Source organism: Glutamicibacter soli (assembly GCF_003309065.1).
Classification (GTDB): domain Bacteria; phylum Actinomycetota; class Actinomycetes; order Actinomycetales; family Micrococcaceae; genus Glutamicibacter; species Glutamicibacter soli.
Window position 1 is genome coordinate 105037 of the sequence record NZ_POAF01000002.1, and the last position, 18243, is coordinate 123279.

General features: G+C 65.6%; 14 protein-coding genes. 5 read left to right on the forward strand and 9 right to left on the reverse strand.

What is annotated here, in order from left to right; all coding sequences use genetic code 11:
• Positions 1-43: 43 nt before the first annotated feature.
• The 4 genes from C1H84_RS04085 to C1H84_RS04100 all read right to left on the reverse strand — a co-directional run bounded on the left by C1H84_RS04085 (position 44) and on the right by C1H84_RS04100 (position 5545).
• Positions 44-1651, reverse strand: a complete 1608-nt coding sequence (locus tag C1H84_RS04085; RefSeq protein WP_113606628.1) for a phytoene desaturase family protein — start codon at positions 1649-1651, stop codon at positions 44-46.
• A 67-nt stretch (positions 1652-1718) separates the two neighbouring features.
• A complete protein-coding gene (locus tag C1H84_RS04090; RefSeq protein WP_113606629.1) occupies positions 1719-3446 on the reverse strand; it encodes a flavin reductase in 1728 nt (575 codons plus the stop codon).
• A gap of 20 nt (positions 3447-3466) precedes the next feature.
• Positions 3467-4702 (reverse strand): styrene monooxygenase/indole monooxygenase family protein, encoded by a 1236-nt coding sequence (locus tag C1H84_RS04095; RefSeq protein ID WP_113606630.1) that lies wholly within the window; start codon positions 4700-4702, stop codon positions 3467-3469.
• A gap of 54 nt (positions 4703-4756) precedes the next feature.
• Positions 4757-5545 carry an SDR family oxidoreductase gene (locus C1H84_RS04100; RefSeq protein WP_113606631.1) on the reverse strand — a complete coding sequence of 263 codons (789 nt, stop codon included), beginning with the start codon at positions 5543-5545 and terminating at the stop codon, positions 4757-4759.
• Positions 5546-5687: 142 nt separating this feature from the next.
• On the opposite strand from C1H84_RS04100, the gene C1H84_RS04105 reads away from it, so the two are divergent.
• On the forward strand, positions 5688-6704 hold the full coding sequence (locus tag C1H84_RS04105) for an AraC family transcriptional regulator (protein ID WP_113606632.1): 1017 nt from the start codon (positions 5688-5690) through the stop codon (positions 6702-6704).
• Positions 6705-6712: 8 nt separating this feature from the next.
• On the opposite strand, the gene C1H84_RS04110 is transcribed toward C1H84_RS04105, so the two are convergent.
• Positions 6713-7177: an acyl-CoA thioesterase gene (locus C1H84_RS04110; protein WP_113606633.1), complete on the reverse strand. Its 465-nt coding sequence runs from the start codon at positions 7175-7177 to the stop codon at positions 6713-6715.
• A gap of 115 nt (positions 7178-7292) precedes the next feature.
• On the opposite strand from C1H84_RS04110, the gene C1H84_RS04115 reads away from it, so the two are divergent.
• The gene (locus tag C1H84_RS04115) at positions 7293-8636 is read left to right on the forward strand and encodes an MFS transporter (protein WP_113606634.1); all 1344 of its coding nucleotides are present in this window, start codon (positions 7293-7295) and stop codon (positions 8634-8636) included.
• A 140-nt stretch (positions 8637-8776) separates the two neighbouring features.
• Here the strand turns inward: C1H84_RS04115 and C1H84_RS04120 are convergent, their stop codons facing one another.
• The 4 genes from C1H84_RS04120 to C1H84_RS04135 form a co-directional block, all read right to left on the reverse strand.
• Positions 8777-11005 (reverse strand): polyribonucleotide nucleotidyltransferase, encoded by a 2229-nt coding sequence (locus C1H84_RS04120; protein ID WP_113606635.1) that lies wholly within the window; start codon positions 11003-11005, stop codon positions 8777-8779.
• 391 nt (positions 11006-11396) lie between these two features.
• Positions 11397-12086, reverse strand: a complete 690-nt coding sequence (locus C1H84_RS04125) for a FadR/GntR family transcriptional regulator (RefSeq protein ID WP_113606636.1) — start codon at positions 12084-12086, stop codon at positions 11397-11399.
• Positions 12087-12091: 5 nt separating this feature from the next.
• Entirely contained in the window at positions 12092-13378 is a 1287-nt protein-coding gene (locus C1H84_RS04130) for an MFS transporter (RefSeq protein ID WP_244910803.1), read from the reverse strand.
• 128 nt (positions 13379-13506) lie between these two features.
• On the reverse strand, positions 13507-14775 hold the full coding sequence (locus C1H84_RS04135) for an MFS transporter (RefSeq protein WP_113606637.1): 1269 nt from the start codon (positions 14773-14775) through the stop codon (positions 13507-13509).
• 242 nt (positions 14776-15017) lie between these two features.
• On the opposite strand from C1H84_RS04135, the gene C1H84_RS04140 reads away from it, so the two are divergent.
• The 3 genes from C1H84_RS04140 (at position 15018) to C1H84_RS04150 (ending at position 18151) form a co-directional block, all read left to right on the forward strand.
• On the forward strand, positions 15018-15812 hold the full coding sequence (locus C1H84_RS04140) for an IclR family transcriptional regulator (RefSeq protein ID WP_113606638.1): 795 nt from the start codon (positions 15018-15020) through the stop codon (positions 15810-15812).
• Positions 15813-15961: 149 nt separating this feature from the next.
• Positions 15962-16942: a PDR/VanB family oxidoreductase gene (locus C1H84_RS04145; RefSeq protein ID WP_113606639.1), complete on the forward strand. Its 981-nt coding sequence runs from the start codon at positions 15962-15964 to the stop codon at positions 16940-16942.
• A gap of 9 nt (positions 16943-16951) precedes the next feature.
• The gene (locus C1H84_RS04150) at positions 16952-18151 is read left to right on the forward strand and encodes a cytochrome P450 (protein ID WP_113606640.1); all 1200 of its coding nucleotides are present in this window, start codon (positions 16952-16954) and stop codon (positions 18149-18151) included.
• Positions 18152-18243 lie beyond the last annotated feature (92 nt).

Sequence of the window (18243 nt, forward strand, 5' to 3'; positions counted from 1 at the left end):
AGTCGTAGTTTGCGCTGGGAAGAGTTCGGCAGTCAATGACCGACTATTTCCTGCGGCGCTTGGCTGCGCGTATCAACTGCTGCGCCGCCAGGTGGCCGGAGCCGCCGCCCAGTCCCGGACCGGGATGGCTTGCCGCGCCGATATGCCAGACGCCCTTCACCGGCTGCCGGCCGCGGCCCGCCGCGGGCATCGGGCGCCACAGCAGATTCTGGAACAGCTCCGCAGATCCGCCGTAGGGGTCGCCGGCCACGGCATTCGGGTTGGCCTGTGCCAGCGCCGCGGGACTGATGACCTTGCGGGCCAGGACCAGGTCCTTGAAGCCCGGGGCGTATGCCTCAATGCGCGCCAGCACCCGGTCGACGTACCGGTCCACCAGTTCATCGCTCCAGCCTTGGGACGTATCCAGTTCCCCGGCGGCGTCCCCCTTCGGGGCAAAGGGCACTTCCTGCAACTGGATCCACAGCGTTGCCTTGCCTTCCGGGGCACGGCTCGAATCCAACACGCACTGCTGGCCCACCACAATGGTCGGCTCGGCCGGAAGCAGGCCCGCCTCGGCCTGGGCGCAGGCGATCGCCGTGGAGTTCGAGCCGGTGCCCAAATGGACCAGCGGTGTTGTTGCCAGCCGCTCGTCGCTCCACGGCACCGGTGCATCTAGCGCGAGGTGGATCTGCATCGCGGCCCGCCCGGGAAGGTAGCTGCCCGTGCCGAGGGGGAAGGTCTTCGCACTGTCCTGCTCCCCCAGCAGATCCTCGTAGAGTCCGGGCACCGAGGCGGAAGCCAGCACCGCATGCTGTGCGGTGAAGTCCCCGCGATCGGTGGACACTGTCCGAACCCCGCCGTTCAGGGATCCGATCTTCTCCGCCTTCGTTCCGGTATGGATCTTCACCCCGCGTTCGATCAGCAGCGCTTCGAAGGCCTTCAGGAAGTTCCCGGCGCCGCCTTCAACCACCGGAAGCCCGAACTGGTGCATGCTGGCGGCCATCACGGGGAGCATGATGCCGCCGCTGGCCTGTTCCGGGCCCAACCCGGCGTGCAGCAGCCACGGGGCCCACAGCTGGTCTGCTTCAGTTCCCGCGAAACGGCTCCGGGTGTAGTTGCGCCCGCTCATCAGCGCCTGCCTCACCAAGTTCTGCGCGTTGCCCACCCCCATGCGCAGCGCCTTGAATCCGAGCTTGGCCAGGGCCGGCCAGGTCATCTCGCTGCCCAAGGCTCCGAAAACCACAGGCGCTTGGGCGCCGAACTCCTCCATCATCTGCAGGTAGGCCAGCCGGTCGCCGTCATTTTCGAACAGGTCCGCGGTAGCCTTCGGGTCGCGGGTGGCCATCGACGTGAGCCGCCTGCCTTCGGCGTCGGTTCCGATACTGGCGGTCACCCACTGTGTGCCGGCGTCCTCGGTGTTGCGGTAGCGCAGGCCATGGCGGTGGAGGTCTTCGCCCAGGGCCGCATAACCCGGTCCCGAGACGAACAGCGGATGCCAGGAGGAATACGTATCGTGGATGAATCCGGGCAGCGTCAATTCCCCGGAATCGATGAACCCGCCGATCTTCTCGTGCTGCTCCAGCAGCGTGACCGAGGCCCCAGCGCCTGCCAGTTCCGCGGCGGCCACCAGGGAATTGATTCCCGAACCGATGATGACGTAGTCGCTGTGCATCTTCTCCCCTACTGTTGCAATTCTGGTTGCCCAAGCGCCTGCGCCGAAAAGGCGCAGGCGCTTTGGTCTACTTGAAATCCGGATGAAGCTCAGTGCTGTGGTAGGCCCCGGCGTGGAAGACCAGCGGGTCCCCGTCGGCCCGGGAGTACTTCTCCACCTCACCCACGTAAATTACGTGATCCCCTGCTTCGTGGCGAGCCACTGTCCGGCATTCGAACGTGGCCACCGAACCGTCGAGCAGCGGCAGCCCGGCGACGCCCTCGGAAATGCTCACTCCGGCGAACTTGTCATCGGCGGGGGTGGCGAACTGGCGCGAGAGCACGTGCTGCGAGGATTCAAGCACATTGATGGCGAAGTGCGTTGCCGCCTCGAAGTCCGGCAGCGACGGGGCGAATTTGCTCGGGCACCACAGCACCAGCGGCGGATCCATCGACACCGAGGTGAAGGAGTTGGCGGTCATGCCGACCTTCGCGCCCTGCGGGGTGCGGGTGGTCACCACTGTCACTCCGGTGGCGAACTGGCCCAGGGTGGTGCGGAAATCGCGCAGGTCGAAGGCCGCGCCTTCCTCGGCGACGATCCGCTCGACGAAGCCCGAGGCTTCCTGGCGGTCGAACCACCAGGGGAACAGCGTCCGGGGGTCGTCGAAGCCGTTGGCGAAGGAGTCGGCGAGCGCCTGGTGCTCGCTGGCCTTGGCCAGCACCTCCAGCTGCCATCCGTCCTTGCTGCGCAGCATCGAGTTGGTCCACACCGTGGAGAACTGGCCCCAGCCGCGCCAGTATTCGTCGAAGGTCCGCGTCATCCATGCCTCGTCGAAGGGCGCGTCGCCGTGGATGTGGATCGCCCGGGCGTAGTGGTCGGCCGCGAGGGTCGCGTTGTTGGATCCCTGGCCGGTCACCGGGTCGTTGAGCAGGATGGCGTCGCCCAGGCCCAGCACGGAGCGCCCGCCGGGCAGGCTGCCCACCGCATGGCGCACCACCGGGGTGATGCGCCCGCGCAGGCAGGCGCCGGGATCGTTGAGCTTGCTGTCCTTGAACAGCTCGTATTCAGCCGGGAAGTGCTCGCGCAGGATGGACATGGAGGTCCCCCAGTGCCCGTCGGCATCCGAGACGGTGTCCCAGCAATCCATCGGCCCGCCCGGGATGCCCTCGAAGACCATCATCTGGCAGGCGCCTTCGGTGCTCAAACCCGGGAAGGTGAAGAATTCGCCGACGCCAGGGAGCATGTTCATGCGGATTTCGTTCGTGTTCTCCGGCCCGCTGTTCTGGGCCGGCTTCACGTAGGTCACCGCGACGGCGCGCTGCGGACGGTCGTAGGGGCTGCGCGACTTGTCGGTGGAGAAGATCTGCCCGAGTTCGCCCTTGCCGGTGCAGACGACCACCAGGTCGTAGATCGCCGCCAATTCCTCCAGGCGCTTCACATTGAGCTTCTCGATGCGGAAGTCGCCTCCGCGGGTGATGAACTGCTCGATCCAGTGCGCGCACTTCACGCGCTGGTCCACGGACATTGCAGGGTTTTCCAGCGATCCGTGCCAAGAGATGGCTTCGCCGTCATCGGGCTTGATGTTGAAGGTCATCCCGGTGATGCCGATGCTCTCGCTGTCCGCGCCGGGGATTTCCAGCGGCAGCTGGACCCGCAGCGCGGAGGAGAAGACGCACTGGCTGGAGGTGATCGTTCCGCTGCGGATTTCGGCCGCGGAGCGGTCGGAGAACAAGGTGACTTCGTGTTCCAGCCGCTGCAGTTCCAGGGCCAGCTGGGCGCCGGATTCGCCGGCGCCGACGATTGCAATTTTTCGCATGATGTTGCTCCTTGGCGGATCTAGGCCACGGTGTTGAACGAGGCCTGGTAGTCTGCGGCGCCCTGGGCGTCCAGGAACCACGAGCCGAAGTCCGGCGGGTAGTCGAAGCCGTTGGCGAAGCGCTGGGCGATGGCGGGGTTCTGCTGCGCGGCGGCGAACAGGCCCAGTGCGTGCTCGGCCGGCGGGGCCAGCATGGTGTTGGTCCAGCGGGCCACGTGCTGCGCGTACTTCCAGTACTCTTCGAACATCGAGGTCTTGAACGAGTCGTCGTATGCGGCGTCCCCGTGGCCGATGATCGAGGCCAGGTAGCTGGCGGCGCACTTGGAGGCGTTGTTCGAGCCCTGGCCGGTGATCGGGTCGTTGAGCACCACCACATCGGCCATGCCCACCACTGTCTTGCCCGAGGGCAGGGTGGCCAGCGGGTGGCGGACGGTTGGCGGGAAGCGACCCTGCAGCACGCCGTTGGGATCGGTGAGTTCGACGTTGGCGCTGCGCTCGTATTCCCATGGCAGGTAGGTGCGCAGGATGCGCAGCGAGTTCTCCAGGTGCTCTGCCGGGGTCAGCCCCTTCCAGGAGTCCATGTCCGAGCCGGGCAGGCCTTCGAAGACCATGATCTCGCAGGGGCCGGTGGTGGTCAGCGCCGGGAAGACGAAGTATTCGCCGACGCCCGGGATGACGTTGAAGTTCACGGCGGAGAATTCCTCGCGCGGGGTCATGCCGTTCACGTAGGTCAAGGCCAGCGCGCGCTGCGGGGCAGCGTAGTGGCTGCGCTGGTCGTCGCGGGTGAACAGCTGGGCGATTTCGCCCTTGCCGGCGGCAACCAGGACCATGTCGCTGTTTTCCGCGTAGCGTTCCAGTTCGGCGATGCCGGCGTCCTCGAAGACCAAGGTGCCGCCGCGCTTCTCGAATTCGGCCATGAAGGCAGGGAACTTGACTCGCTGGTCGATGGACTGCGCCGTGGCGTCAAGCCGGTGGTCCCAGCTGATGGCCTTCACACCCGGTGCTTCGGTGGGGGCAATGGTGAAGGAAATGCCTTCCACAACCGGTGCATCCGGCCAGAGGTCCAGGCCCAGGGCGCGTTCATGTCCCAGCGCCTGGTCGAACATGCACTGGCTGGAGGCGATGGAACCGTCGCGGATCTGCTCCGGGGTGCGGTTGGAAATCAGGGTGACCTGGTAGCCGGCATCCAGCAGGCCGATACCCAGCTGCAGGCCGGACTGTCCGGCGCCGACGATGGTGATGTGTCGTGAATCCATGATCAGGAGATCCTTCGTGGTTTTTGGTGGATGAAGCGTCGTGGTGGTGTGGTGCTACTCGGCGGCCAGCAGCGGGATGGCAGGTTCGTTGCGTTCCGGACCCAGCGCGGAGTAGCCCCCGTCGGCGGCCCAGTCGGCGCCGGTGACGAAGGATGCCTTGTCCGAGAGCAGGAAGGCGACGACCTCGCCGACTTCCTCGGGGCGTCCAACCCGACCCAGGATGTGGAACGGCGCGGCCACGGAGTCGGTCTTTTCCAGGTTGCCGCCGCTGAGCGTGTCCATGATCTTGGACCAGGTCCAGCCCGGGCTGACCGAGTTTACCCGGATGCCGTCGGCGGCGAGGTCGGCCGCCATGGAGCGGGTGATCTGCACCAGCGCCGCCTTGCTGGCCGGGTACAGCCAGCGGCCGGTCTGCGCCACGGAGCTGGAGATCGAGGTGAAGTTGACGATGGCTCCATGCCCGGAAGCCGCCAGCAGCGGCCGTGCCGCGTTGGCCAGCACCACGGCGGAGACCACGTTGATGTTCAATGCCGTCAGCCAGTCGGCGCGCGGCGAGTCGGCGCCTTCGTCCAGGTAGCTGCAGGCCAGGTTGACTAGTCCGTCGAGCTTGCCGAAGCGCTGCGACACGGAGTCAATCAGCGAGCCGATGGCGCCGTCGTCGGTGATGTCCAGGGTGTGGAATTCGACCTGCGGAATCTGCTCGGTCAGCTGCGCTCCGCCCTCGGCGTCGATGTCCACGACGATGACGTGCGCTCCGGAGCGTGCCAAGCACTGGACGATTCCCACGCCTACCTTGGTGGCCCCTCCGGTCACCAGAACGACGCGATCCTGCAGTTCTTCCATTGCACCCCTCGGCTTTCCCATGCTGTGATGCATGTCATAATTGGTGTTCTGGATAGAACTTACTCCGCTTCAGGGGTGCGTACTATCCGCTGCACGCAGCAGATATCCAAAGGACGCATGGACACCCGAAGGAGCGCACGTCATGCTCAGCCAGCCTCTTGCGAGCCCAGCTTCAACCCGCGTTCTGGATCAGCTGCCGACCCTTGCCACCGCGGACCTGCACGAGGCGCGGGAGAAAATTGGCACGCTCTTCTGCCCGCACAAGCTGCAGAAGGGCGCTTCCCAGGGCACACTGAAGATGAATCTGCGTTCAACTGGCGCCGGCGTCGGCCTGCACCTGCTGGATTACGGCGCGTCCGTGAAAATCAGCCCCGAGGCTCTGAAGACTTTCTACATGGTGCAGATTCCGCTCTCGGGGCGCGCTGACCTCCAAATCGGTCGCCAGCAGGTGGATTCCACGCCGCAGATCGCCTCGGTGCCGCCGATTGATGCCGAGTTCTCCATGAATTGGGAGAAAAATACCCCGCAGGTGATTCTGACCGCGCCGCGCGCGGCGCTCGAATCCGCGGCGCAGAGCCTCTACGGGGCGCAGATCGACGGCACGCTGCGACTGGCACCGTCCATGGATCTGTCCAGTGCCGAGGGACAGGCATTCATGCGTTCAATCTTTGAACTGCATGACATGCTCAATGAGAAAAACGGCAGGCACAGCGATTACGCACGAAGGCTGCAGCACGAGCTGGTCCTGGCTCGCTGGCTTATGGCCAATCGCTCGAATCTCGCGCAAAGCATGGAGCAATGGAATGCCCCGACTGCCAATGGTTATTCCTCGCGATTGGTCAATGAATTCCTCACCCTGCTCCGGGCCCATTCCGCGGAGGATCTCACGGTTTCGGATATGGCGGAGGCGCTGGGCGTCGCGGCGAGGACCTTGCAGGTAGCCGTGGCGCGGGAGCTGAATTCGACGCCGTCCGCCCAGCTGCGCAAGGCGCGGCTGGAACGGGCGCGTGATCTATTGATTGCGGCCGACCCGCAGTCGGCGAATGTTTCGCAGATTGCCCAGGACTGCGGGTTCGCCCACTTGGGGCGCTTCGCGCAGAGCTACAAGCACCAATTCGGTGTTTCCCCTTCTGCGTCCCTGCGAGGACAAGGAAGCTAGCGCGTCCCCTAGCCGCCCAGAATTGCATGGCGGACGTTGTCTGGCCAAGGAGCCGAAGACAACGCACCCAGCGGGACGCATGCGGTGACGAACTTGCCCGAAGCGGCTTCAACGATTGGCCGCCCTTCGTGCTCATGGCCGAAAACCTTGAACGAAAAGCTCAGGGATTTCTCCCCCAGCCGATCGATGCGCAGCACGGTAGTAACATGCTGCCCGAAAAAGAGCTTGGCCTTGTAGTCGACTTCCTGGCGCACGCGTGGCGCGATGGGAAAGTATTCCGGAAGCTCAAGTTCGCGGAACAGTTTCGATTCCGCGGCTTCGACGAATCTCATGATGACCGAGTTGTGCTGATGGCCGGCCGCATCGGTGTCCACCCACTCGATGATGCGCTCGCTCGCAGTTCCGGCCACCGCTCCCGCGAGGCAGTCTGCGACCACATCTTCAATTCGCTGTGCCTGTCCCGTATCGCCCATTTCGCACTCCCTGGTCCCGAAAAACTTAATCTCTCGAACTATTGTAACGCCCGTCACATTAACGCCATAATATGTGAATCAGACAATTTCGCACTGCATGTCAACGAGGAGCAACATGGCGACAGTCAACAATGTCGAGGAATGGAACATTCCCAAACGCACCACGGGGCTGGTGCTGTTCGCCTGCTGGCTGGCCATCCTGGCCGAAGGCTACGACGTGGGTGTGCTCGGAGCAGTGCTTCCTGCGCTCGCGGAATACAAGGAATGGTCGCTGACTCCCCTGGAGCTCGGCGGGTTGGGCGCGTACGCGCTGGTCGGCATGCTCATCGGCGCACTGTTCATCGGAACGCTCAGCGACATCATCGGACGCAAGAAGATGTTGCTCGCCTCGATGGTCATCTTCACCATCACCCAAGCCGGCGCGGCACTGGCCCCCACCCCGGAGCTTTTCGGGCTCTTCCGCCTGCTGGGCGGCCTGGGCATGGGCGGCATCATCCCGGTCGCCGCGGCCCTGACCATTGAATACTCGGCGCCGAAGAAGCGCTCGCTGAACTACGGCATCATGTACTCGGGCTATTCGCTGGGCATCGTGGCCGCAGCCCTTGTCGCCATGGCGCTGCTGCCGGTGCTCGGCTGGCGCTGGGTCATCGCCGTCGGTTCCCTACCAGTGCTTATCCTGCCGGTCATCGCCTGGATGCTGCCCGAATCCCTCGAATACCTGGTGTCCAAGGGGCGGATTGCCGAAGCGAAATCCTTGGCAGCAAAACTCAACGTCCGCGACTACCAGCCGCAGGCTCCCAAGGCCCCGGGCAAGAAGGTGCCTTGGCGCGAAGTCATGGGTGCGATGTTCTCCGGCAAGTACCTGCGTTCAACCGTGTTCTTCTGGATCTCGCTGTTCTGCGGCATGGTACTGGTCTACGGCCTGAACACCTGGCTCCCGCAGATCATGCGCAAGGCCGGCTACGACCTGGGCTCGTCGTTGACCTTCCTGCTGGTCTTCTCGCTGGCTTCCGCAGTTGGCGGACTGATCCTCGGCTACCTCGCCGACAAGTACGGCCAGAAGATCATCCTGGTGGTGTTCTACCTGCTCGGCGCCGGCGGCATCCTGCTGCTGATGTTCCCGAATTCCATGTTCGTGAACCTGTGCCTCGTGGCATTCGCCGGCATCGGGTCGATCTCCACGTCGCTGGTGCTGACCGGCTACATCGCCGACTACTACCCTGCGGCGCAGCGCGGCACCGCAACCGGTTGGGCGCTGTCCTTCGCCCGCATCGGCGCGATCTCCGGGCCGATCATCGGCGGCTGGATCGCCGCCACCGGGGTCAGCTTCGAGTTCAACTTCATCTTCTTCGCCGTCGTCGGCGTGATTGCGGCTGGTGCCGTCGCACTGATCCCGCCGCGCATCACCGAGGCCCAGCCTCGCGTGGCCCGTACGGACGAGGAGCTCGTCGCAGACTAGCTCCAGTGCGGCTACCCTGCAACGGTGCCCCGCCGGCTTTGTCCGGCGGGGCACCGTCGCGTTTGCTGCCCTCCGGGGACGGGAAAGGCCCCGTCCCACCCTTGGGTGGAACGGGGCCTTTCGGAGACTAGCCAGCGAGATTACTCGACGGCTGCGGCCTCGTCTTCGCCTTCGACAACAGGTGCCAGCGACAGCTTTCCGCGGTCGTCGATCTTGGTGATCTCGACCTGGATCTTCTGGCCAACGCCGACGACGTCTTCGACGTCCTCCACGCGCTTGCCGTCGTTGATCTTGCGCAGCTCGGAGATGTGCAGCAGGCCGTCCTTGCCCGGGGTCAGCGAAACGAACGCACCGAAGGTGGTCAGCTTCACGACGGTGCCCAGGTAACGCTCGCCGACCTCAGGAACCTGGGGGTTGGCGATGGCGTTGATGGCCGAACGGGCAGCCTCGGCGGATTCGCCGTTGGTTGCGCCGATCAGCACGGTGCCGTCGTCCTCGATCGAGATGTCAGCGCCGGTGTCTTCCTGGATCTGGTTGATCATCTTGCCCTTCGGGCCGATGACCTCGCCGATCTTGTCAACCGGGATCTTCACCGAGATGATGCGCGGAGCGTTGACGTTCAGCTCGTCCGGAGCGTCGATGGCCTGGTTCAGCACGTTCAGGATGTGCAGGCGTGCTTCGCGGGCCTGGGTCAGCGCAGCGGCCAGCACCGAGGCAGGGATGCCGTCCAGCTTGGTGTCCAGCTGGATCGCGGTCACGAACTCGGAGGTACCTGCGACCTTGAAGTCCATGTCGCCCATGGCGTCTTCGGCGCCCAGGATGTCGGTCAGGGCCGCGTAGCGGGTTTCGCCGTCAACGGTGTCCGAGACCAGGCCCATGGCGATGCCTGCAACGGCTGCCTTCAGCGGCACGCCGGCGTTCAACAGCGACAGGGTCGAGGCGCAGACAGAGCCCATGGAGGTCGAGCCGTTGGAGCCCAGCGCCTCGGAGACCTGGCGGATGGCGTACGGGAATTCCTCGCGGCTTGGCAGCACTGGAACCAGTGCGCGCTCTGCCAGTGCGCCGTGGCCGATTTCGCGGCGCTTAGGCGAACCCACGCGGCCGGTCTCACCGGTCGAGTATGGCGGGAAGTTGTAGTTGTGCATGTAGCGCTTGGACTTCACTGGGGACAGCGAGTCGATCTGCTGCTCCATCTTCAGCATGTTCAAGGTGGTGACGCCCATGATCTGGGTTTCGCCGCGCTCGAAGATGGCCGAACCGTGCACGCGAGGCAGGACCTCGACCTCGGCGGACAGCTGGCGGATGTCAGCCAGGCCGCGGCCGTCGATGCGGACCTGCTCGGTCAGGATTCGCTGGCGCACGATGTGCTTGGTGACAGCGCCGAAGGCCTTGGAGATTTCGCCCTCGCGGCCTTCGAAGGCCTTGCCTTCGCCTGCCAGTTCGGCAAGGATCTCGTCCTTGTACTCGCTGGCGGTGTTGTCGCGGTCCTGCTTGTCGGCGATGGTGTAGATCTCCGCCAGGCGGGTCGAAGCGGCGGCCTCGACTGCTGCGTAGGCATCTTCTTCGTAGTCGCGGAAGACAGGGAACTCGACGGTTTCCTTGGCGGCGCGGGAAGCCAGGTCGGCCTGGGCCTCGCACAATACCTTGATGAACGGCTTGGCAGCCTCAAGGCCCTCGGCGACGACCTCTTCGGTCGGAGCCACGGCGCCGCGTTCCTTGATCAGTTCCCAAGCGTTGTCGGTAGCCTCGGCTTCCACCATCATGATGGCGACGTCGTCACCGGCGATGCGGCCGGCGACAACCATGTTGAAGACCGAGTTCTTCAGCTCGGAATGGCGCGGGAAGGCAACCCACTGGGCTCCGTTGCCGTCGTCCACCAGGGCCACGCGCACGCCGCCGATCGGGCCGGAGAATGGCAGGCCGGAGAGCTGGGTGGACATCGAGGAGGCGTTGATGGCCACCACGTCGTACAGCTCGTCCGGATCGATGGCCAGAACGGTGACAACCACCTGGACCTCGTTGCGCAGGCCCTTGACGAAGGCAGGGCGCAGCGGGCGGTCCATCAGGCGGCAAGCCAGGATGGCCTCGGTCGACGGACGGCCTTCGCGGCGGAAGAAGCTGCCCGGGATGCGGCCGGCAGCGTACATGCGCTCCTCGACGTCCACGGTCAGCGGGAAGAAGTCGAAGCCCTCGCGCGGGTGCTTGCCGGCAGTGGTTGCCGAGAGCAGCGCGGTCTCTTCGTCGATGTAGACCATCGCGGAGCCGGCGGCCTGCTTGGCAAGGCGGCCGGTCTCGAAGCGGATGGTGCGGGAGCCGAAGCGGCCGTTGTCGATAACGGCCTCGGCGAACTGGATTTCTGGACCCTCCATTAAGGGGGTGCTCCTTTCGATCGCTCCCATGCGACGGTGAGCGAACCGTGTGGCCCTACCCAGATCTGGTCTTCGATCGAGACCCGCGCGTGAACCCCAGGGGGTTTCCGCGAAGATCACTACCGAGGACCGCGAAACTGGCGGTCGGGACCAACGGTCGGTCAGTCCTGGGAGTTGTTTTCTTTCGGGGCGCAGCGCACATTGCACCGGCCCATGTAATAAGCCTACCGGGAAACCGTCAAAGCTGCAGTGGACCAGGTAGCACATGGCGCGCCCCGATGGGGCGACGAGTCCCAAGGCCGGCTTCGGTGGAACAAATCGTTGAGGAGTTCTGAACCCCGCATCGCAATCAAGCACCGCCAAGCTCCGGCAGCCGGATGGCCGCGCGAAGTCAGCTTCGCTGTGCCCAGCTCATGCAGTAGTCCAGATTCGCTTGGACGGTGGCGGCCGCCTTTTCCTCGTCGCGTCCCTCGATGGCGGCCAGCAGTTCTTCATGCCCGGCAGCCAGGCAGCCGTCGAAGCCGCCGAGCAGCCGCTGGTGCATCTTGGTGCCGTGGAAGATGTCGTTGAAACTCGTGTAGACCTCATGCAGCAGCCGGTTCCCGGAGGCTTCCGCGACCACGAGATGGAACTGCCAGTCCGCATCAATCCATCCCTGGGTGTCCTTGGATTGCCAGGCGCGCCGGCGCTCGTCAAGCAGTTCGCGCAGCATGGCCTTGGCCCGCGCGTCCGCATTGAGCGCCGCCAGCCGCGCGGCCTGGGTATCCAGGGCAAAACGCAGCTGCAACACGTCCGTGTCCTTGTGTTCCCGGTAGACCTGTTGCGCGGCTCCGTCGAATTCGTTGGTAGCCCGCACATAGGTGCCGTCCCCGCGCAGGACCTCCAACATGCCTACATGACTCAAGGCTTTGATAGCTTCGCGCAGTGTGCCGCGGGACACGTGCAGCTGCTCCATGAGCTCGAATTCCGAGGGGATGCGTTCGTCCCGGGGCCATTGGCCGGAAACAATGCGTTCGCGCAGCCAGTCGGTGACCTCGTGCGACAGCGGACCGCGGTGCGAAAAATTCTGCACGGAAGACATGGCTGCTATTCTCCTGCGTTGGCATCGACTTGCTCAAGCCGGCCGGTTTTGCGCTTGGGCATGCTGGCACTGAGCCACAGCGCCAGCAGCACCTGCAGCGCGGCCGCTGCCACCAGCAGCCAGAGCGGCAGGGTCCAGCTGCCAAGCAGCGCGGAGAGCAAACCCAGGGAGAACGGTCCAATGGCCGCGAACACATAGCCTACCGACTGCGCCAGGCTGGACATGGCCGAGGATTCTTCGACGCTGTCGCCGCTGCGGCTGATGGCGAGCATCACCAGCGGGAACATGGTGAAGCCGATGCCAAGGAATAGGGTGGGCAGCAGGGCCAGCTGGATGGGCAGCAACTCAAGGGTCAGGAAACCCACCAGGGCAGCGCCGCTGGCAATCATGAAGGCCGCACGCAGCAGCCCCTTGGATGCCAGCGCCATGACCAGGATCGTGGCGGGGATGGTGACCAGCTGAAGCCCGCCCAGCAGCCCACCGGCGGCCGTGGCGTCCATGCCGCGGTCGACCAGGATCGAGGGCAGCCAGCCGACGATGCTGTAGACCAGCAGAGCCTGCAGCGTGAACAGCCCGGTGATCAGCAGGCCGCGCCGGGTAGCCAGCAACGGCCAGGGAGAGACGTGGACCGCGGCGTTCGACTCGTTCCGGTTCCGGCGAGCGCCCAGGGCCAGCGGCGCCACCACGGCCAGGGTTGCCAGCGTCGGGATGGCCCAGACGCCCAGGGCCGCCAGCGGTGAATCCAGTTGCAGGGCAATGGGAACGCTGATGCCGGAGGCGAGCGCCGCGCCGGCGGACATGGTGATGGAGTAGAGGCTGGTGATGCCCGCGGTGCGCTGCGGGAAGTACTTGCGCACGAAGGAGGGCATGGCCACGTTGCACACAGCCAGGCCCGACATCGCCACGATGGTGCCCAGCAGGAGCATGGAGGTGGCGGGGGCCAAACGGATTGATAGCCCGGCGGTGAGCAGAACCAACGCCAACACCATGGAGCGTTCCAGTCCCATCAGCCGCATCAGGCGGGTGGCCGCCAGCCCGGCGAAGGCAAAACACAGCACCGGGATCGTGGGCAGCAGCGCCGCGACCAGCGGACCGTAACCGAGCAGTTCCTGCAGGGCCGGGAAGAGCGCGGCGGCACTGGCCACGGCGACACGGAGATTCACGCCCAGCAGCACGATGGCCACCAGGGCCAAAGCCATGGTGGCCTTGCGGTAACCGCCGGAGCTGGCCGGCGCGGAGGCCTTTGCCGTTGCGGATGATGGTGCGGGGAGTGAATCTACCTGTTCGGTCATTGCTTAAACGTTAGACGTCTGATGTTTGAGGGTCAAGCCCTGCGCACTGTGCGATGCCGCGCAGTGGCGCCTGGCAATACCCACCGACAGCCGGAATGCCGCGGCAGTGCGGTAGCCTACGGGCAGGCTCAACGCGCGCCGGCACCGGACGCTTGACCCTGTGATTCGACACGCGATCCGAACGTCAAGCGACGGCGCAACAGCAGCACCAACCAGATGCCCACGGCGCTGAAGGCGCAGGTCATGACCCAGGAGGCCTGCCAGCCTCCGGCCAGCACGGCAACCCAGGCCAGGATGAACGGACCGATAAAGTTACCGACGTTGAACAGCTGTTGCATCAACCCGATCACGGCACTGACCGAACCACCCGAGGGCGCCAGGTCCACGCCGATCCGGCTGAAGACCGCCGGGGCCATGCCGCCAACCAGCGAGAACACCGCGGCGCAGGCCAGCGCCCCGACCATGCCCCCGCCGATCTGTACCCACGGCAGCGCAAAGAACCCGATCGATGACACCGCCATCAACAGGAAGGCAAACACCAGCAGCACCGACGGGCTGCGGCCGGATTGCAGCATCCGCCCGGCCACCACTGCGCCAATGATATTTACCCCACCCACGCCGGCGGAGAACAACCCGGCGGTCAGCGCAGAGATCCCGAAGGCCCCGTAAATCGCGGGCAGGAATCCCATGACCGCCATCCATTGGACGGTATAGCAGGCAAAGCCCAGCCCTGTCAGCCACGGCGCCGGCTGGCGCGCGGTGGCCACGATCTGGCCGCGCACTCCGGACTCCGTATGACGGGCGCGACGGTCATCGGGCACCAGCCTGGCCAGCGGAAGCAGCATCGCCAGGCTCAGCAGCGCCATCGCCACCCATAGCCAGCGCCAGCTGGTCCAGTCAAGCATGAGGCTCGATAGCGACAGGCCAGCCAGGGTGGCTAAACCCTGGAACGAACCCCAGGCGCCCATGGCCCTGTTCAGTTCCGTCGGCGCGCAGTTCAGCCGGATCAGCGCCGGCGCCAGCACGGTACACAGCACAAAGCCGATGCCTTCAAGCAGCCGGGAGCACAGCAGCACGAGCGCATCCGGTGATGCAGCTCCGAGCAGCGACCCGACCCCGAGCAGCAGCAGGCCGAGCATCAAGAGCCTGCGCAGGCCGTAGCGCTCGCCGCACCAGGCGGCCAGCAGGCCTCCGAGCATGCTCGCCACCTGGATGACACCGAGCAGCACCCCGGAAAAGAGCAGGTCGAAATGCAGTTCGGCCTGCAGTTGCTGCAGGGCCGAAGGCAGCTTCCAGATGTGCGTCGCGGCCACGACGCCCACTCCGACAACGCTCAGCCACGCGGCCGCGTTGGGTCCGGCCGCGACTTGCGTCGTGGTGCTGTCGCTGGTCGCCATCGATCACTCCCGTATACCTGCAGGACGGCCACCCGGCCGATCCTTCGCCAGCCTGCCGGAGGCCGCCGCGCTCGGTGCGATAGCTTTTCGCCCAATGGAAACACTAGGTCATCTTTAACCCCGGCCATGCCAGCGCCCGTACCATGGATAGACCGAGGACCGGATGGACGGTCCGGCGCCGTTCATGCAGCGTCCGCCACGTGCCACGTGTCGCGGCATTCGAAGTTTTCCGGAGTTGTTTGATGGCCAATGCCACGCCGCGCCAAGCGCGCACCCAGTCAGCCCAGCCCTCCGCCCGCGGGCAGTCGGTGACCTCGCGGGCGCTGGCCCTGCTGGGCGCCTTCGACTCCGAACACCCGCGGCTGACCCTCAGCGAGATGTCGCGGCGCGCCGGACTTCCGGTGGCCACCGCCCACCGGCTCATCGCCGAACTGCAGGATTGGGGCGCGCTGCACCGCTCGGGCCAGGAATATTTCATCGGGCACCGGCTCTGGCAGTTGGGACTGCTGGCCCCGACCCACCAGAACTTTGCCGAGCTGGCCGCCCCGTATATGCAGGACGTTTTGTTTGTCACGCAGAACGTGGTCAACCTGTTTATCCTGGACGGCCACCAGGTGCTCCTGCTTGAACGCATGTCCGGCACCCGCGTGGGCGCCCCCTTCCGGCGCGTGGGCGACCACCTGCCACTGCATGCCTCGGCCGCAGGAAAGGTCATGATGGCCTTCGGCGAGCCCGAACTGCTGGAGGTCGGGCTCGAACATCTGAACCGGCTGACCGACCGGACCATCACCTCGCCCTCCAAGCTGCGCACCGAGGTGTCCCGGGCGCGCGAGAACGGCTACGCGACCACCCATGGGGAAGCCGGAAGCCACAACTACGGCATCGCGGTTCCGGTGATGTCGCTGACCGGCCGCTGCGTGGCAGCGCTGGGCGTGGTCACCCTTGAACGCCCCGCCTCCGTGGGTGCCGTGGTCCCGGTGCTCCGCATTGCCGCCCGCAGCATTGCCCGTCGAATCGGCACGTCGATGGCGAACTGACAGGCGCCGAACCCGCCGCGAACGGCGATCTTCCATTGGGTGGAAAGCTTGGACAATTGTGTTGCACGCTACACCTACGCTGGGGTCACACCTCGCCTCCGGATTCCGGACCGAAAACTCGCACCAATAGCACCCAGGAGCGGTAGAGCATGACTATCACTGCCCCCATCCAGGCCCCGGCCATCATCGACACCGTTATCGATGCCGTCGAGCACCCCGCAGACGGCGTTGCGTCGCTGATTCTGCGCCGCGCCGACGGCTCGGACTTCCCCCAGTGGGCGCCGGGCTCCCACATCGACCTGTACCTGACCGATGAGCTGACCCGCCAGTACTCCCTGTGCTCCCCCACCGACGACCTGTCCACGCTGCGCGTCGGCGTGCTGCGCACCCCGGACTCGCGGGGCGGCTCGGCCTGGGTCCACGACCAGCTGCGTGCCGGCGGCGAACTGCGCATCTCCGCACCGCGCAACAACTTCCCGCTGGTGGATTCGCGCAAGTACCTGTTCCTCGCCGGCGGCATCGGCATCACCCCGATCATCCCGATGCTGCGCGCCGCCGAAGCCCAGGGCAAGGAATGGACCCTGTACTATGGCGGACGCTCACGCGACACCATGGCCTTCGCCCAGCAGCTGGAAGACGAGTTCGGCGCGCAGAAGGTCCGCATCATCGCCGAGGACGAGTCCGGCCGCCTGGACCTGCAGCAGATCCTGGGCATGCCCCGCGCCCACATGCTGGTCTACGCCTGCGGCCCGGGCGGCATGCTCGGGGCGGTGGAGGACTTCTGCATGGGCTGGCCTCCCGGCGCACTGCACACCGAGCGCTTCGCCGCAGACAACCTGGGCGTGGGCGGCAACACCGAACCGTTCGAGGTTCAGCTCGCGCTGACCGGCACCACCCTGAGAGTGGAGACCAACCAGACCATTCTCGAAGCAGCCGAAGAGGTCGGCGTCCGGGTGCTCTCCAGCTGCCGCGCCGGACTGTGCGGCACCTGCGAAACCCGCATCATCAGCGGCGAGGCGGAACACCGCGATGCCGCCCTCTCCCAGGCGGACAAGGACGCCGGAGACGTCATGATGGTCTGCGTTTCCCGCGCCGCCGCCGGTTGCAGCAAGCTCGTTCTCGAACTCTAAAGGATTCCCATGTCAACCACGACACAAGCACCGGTGTTCCGCGAAGATCCGTTCGACGTCGCGGCGATCGCCGATCCCTACCCATTCTTGGAACGGCTGCGCGCGGCCGGCCCGGTCAGCTACCTGGAAGCCACCGGCAGCTACGCCATCAGTGGCTACGAGGAGGTCTACGAGGTCCTCACCGACTTCGAGACCTACTCCTCCGCCGGCGGCCTCGGCCCCCGGGACATCCGCAAGGACGAGGCTTGGCGCCCGCCGAGCATCCTGGAGTCGGATCCGCCGATCCACACCCTGATGCGCCGCGCACTGACCGGTGTCATCAACCCCGGTACCGTGCGCGCGCTGCGCGGTCCCTTCACCCCGCCGGCCGTTGAGCTCACCGAGCAATTGGCCACGCTTCAGGGCTTCGACGTCGTCAAGGACCTGGCCGAAAAGTACCCGATCCGCGTCTTCCCGGATGCCGTGGGCACCCCGGAAGAAGGCCGCGAGCACCTGCTGCCGTACGGAAACATGGTGTTCAACGCCTTCGGTCCGGAAAACTACATCTTCCAGCAGGCCTTCGCCGAGGCCGACGTGCACACCGCCGCGGTCATGCACGCCTGCCAACGCGAGTCGCTGTCCGAGAACGGCTTCGGGGCCAAGATCTGGGCCCGCGTCGAAGACGGCCTGATCACCGAGCAGCAGGCCACCTTGCTGGTGCGCGCGCTGCTCTCGGCCGGTGTGGACACCACGATCTTCGGCATTGGCAACACCCTCTCGGTGCTGGCCCGCGAGCCGGAGGTCTGGGCCGAACTGCGCCGCCAGCCCAACCTGGCGAAGTTCGCCATCGACGAGGCGCTGCGCCTGGAGTCGCCGTTCCAGAAGTTCCACCGCACCGTCTCCGTCGACACGGAGCTGGGCGGCGTACATCTGCCAGCCGGAACCAAGGTGCTGGTATTCCTCGGCGCGGCGAACCGCGACCCGAACAAATGGGGTCCGGACGCCGACAAGTTCAGCTTCGACCGCTCTTCCTCCGGCCACGTGGCCTTCGGAATGGGCCTGCACCAGTGCGTGGGTCAACCGATCGCACGCCTGGAGATGGAAATCGTGCTCCAGCAACTCCTGGAGCGCGTTGAAACCATCACCCCGGCCGCCCCTGCGGTGCCGATCATCCACAATGTGCTGCGCGGCTTTGAATCGCTGCCAGTGACCATCACCGCGGCGCGCTAAGCGCCGCAACCGATGGGATTCTCCGCCCACAACCACCGTTGTCCGGCGGAGAATTTCATCTCCGCCCACGCTCCTTAGGGCTTCTGTACTCC

What these genes read in the sequence shown, in the direction of transcription:
- C1H84_RS04125 (WP_113606636.1), bottom strand. Translation starts at nt 12,086, where the DNA reads ATGTCTTCCGTGCAGAATTTTTCGCACCGCGGTCCGCTGTCGCACGAG.
- C1H84_RS04095 (WP_113606630.1), bottom strand. Translation starts at nt 4,702, where the DNA reads ATGGATTCACGACACATCACCATCGTCGGCGCCGGACAGTCCGGCCTG.
- C1H84_RS04090 (WP_113606629.1), bottom strand. Translation starts at nt 3,446, where the DNA reads ATGCGAAAAATTGCAATCGTCGGCGCCGGCGAATCCGGCGCCCAGCTG.
- C1H84_RS04115 (WP_113606634.1), top strand. Translation starts at nt 7,293, where the DNA reads ATGGCGACAGTCAACAATGTCGAGGAATGGAACATTCCCAAACGCACC.
- C1H84_RS04145 (WP_113606639.1), top strand. Translation starts at nt 15,962, where the DNA reads ATGACTATCACTGCCCCCATCCAGGCCCCGGCCATCATCGACACCGTT.
- C1H84_RS04105 (WP_113606632.1), top strand. Translation starts at nt 5,688, where the DNA reads ATGCTCAGCCAGCCTCTTGCGAGCCCAGCTTCAACCCGCGTTCTGGAT.
- C1H84_RS04100 (WP_113606631.1), bottom strand. Translation starts at nt 5,545, where the DNA reads ATGGAAGAACTGCAGGATCGCGTCGTTCTGGTGACCGGAGGGGCCACC.
- C1H84_RS04150 (WP_113606640.1), top strand. Translation starts at nt 16,952, where the DNA reads ATGTCAACCACGACACAAGCACCGGTGTTCCGCGAAGATCCGTTCGAC.
- C1H84_RS04120 (WP_113606635.1), bottom strand. Translation starts at nt 11,005, where the DNA reads ATGGAGGGTCCAGAAATCCAGTTCGCCGAGGCCGTTATCGACAACGGC.
- C1H84_RS04110 (WP_113606633.1), bottom strand. Translation starts at nt 7,177, where the DNA reads ATGGGCGATACGGGACAGGCACAGCGAATTGAAGATGTGGTCGCAGAC.
- C1H84_RS04085 (WP_113606628.1), bottom strand. Translation starts at nt 1,651, where the DNA reads ATGCACAGCGACTACGTCATCATCGGTTCGGGAATCAATTCCCTGGTG.
- C1H84_RS04135 (WP_113606637.1), bottom strand. Translation starts at nt 14,775, where the DNA reads ATGGCGACCAGCGACAGCACCACGACGCAAGTCGCGGCCGGACCCAAC.
- C1H84_RS04130 (WP_244910803.1), bottom strand. Translation starts at nt 13,378, where the DNA reads ATGACCGAACAGGTAGATTCACTCCCCGCACCATCATCCGCAACGGCA.
- C1H84_RS04140 (WP_113606638.1), top strand. Translation starts at nt 15,018, where the DNA reads ATGGCCAATGCCACGCCGCGCCAAGCGCGCACCCAGTCAGCCCAGCCC.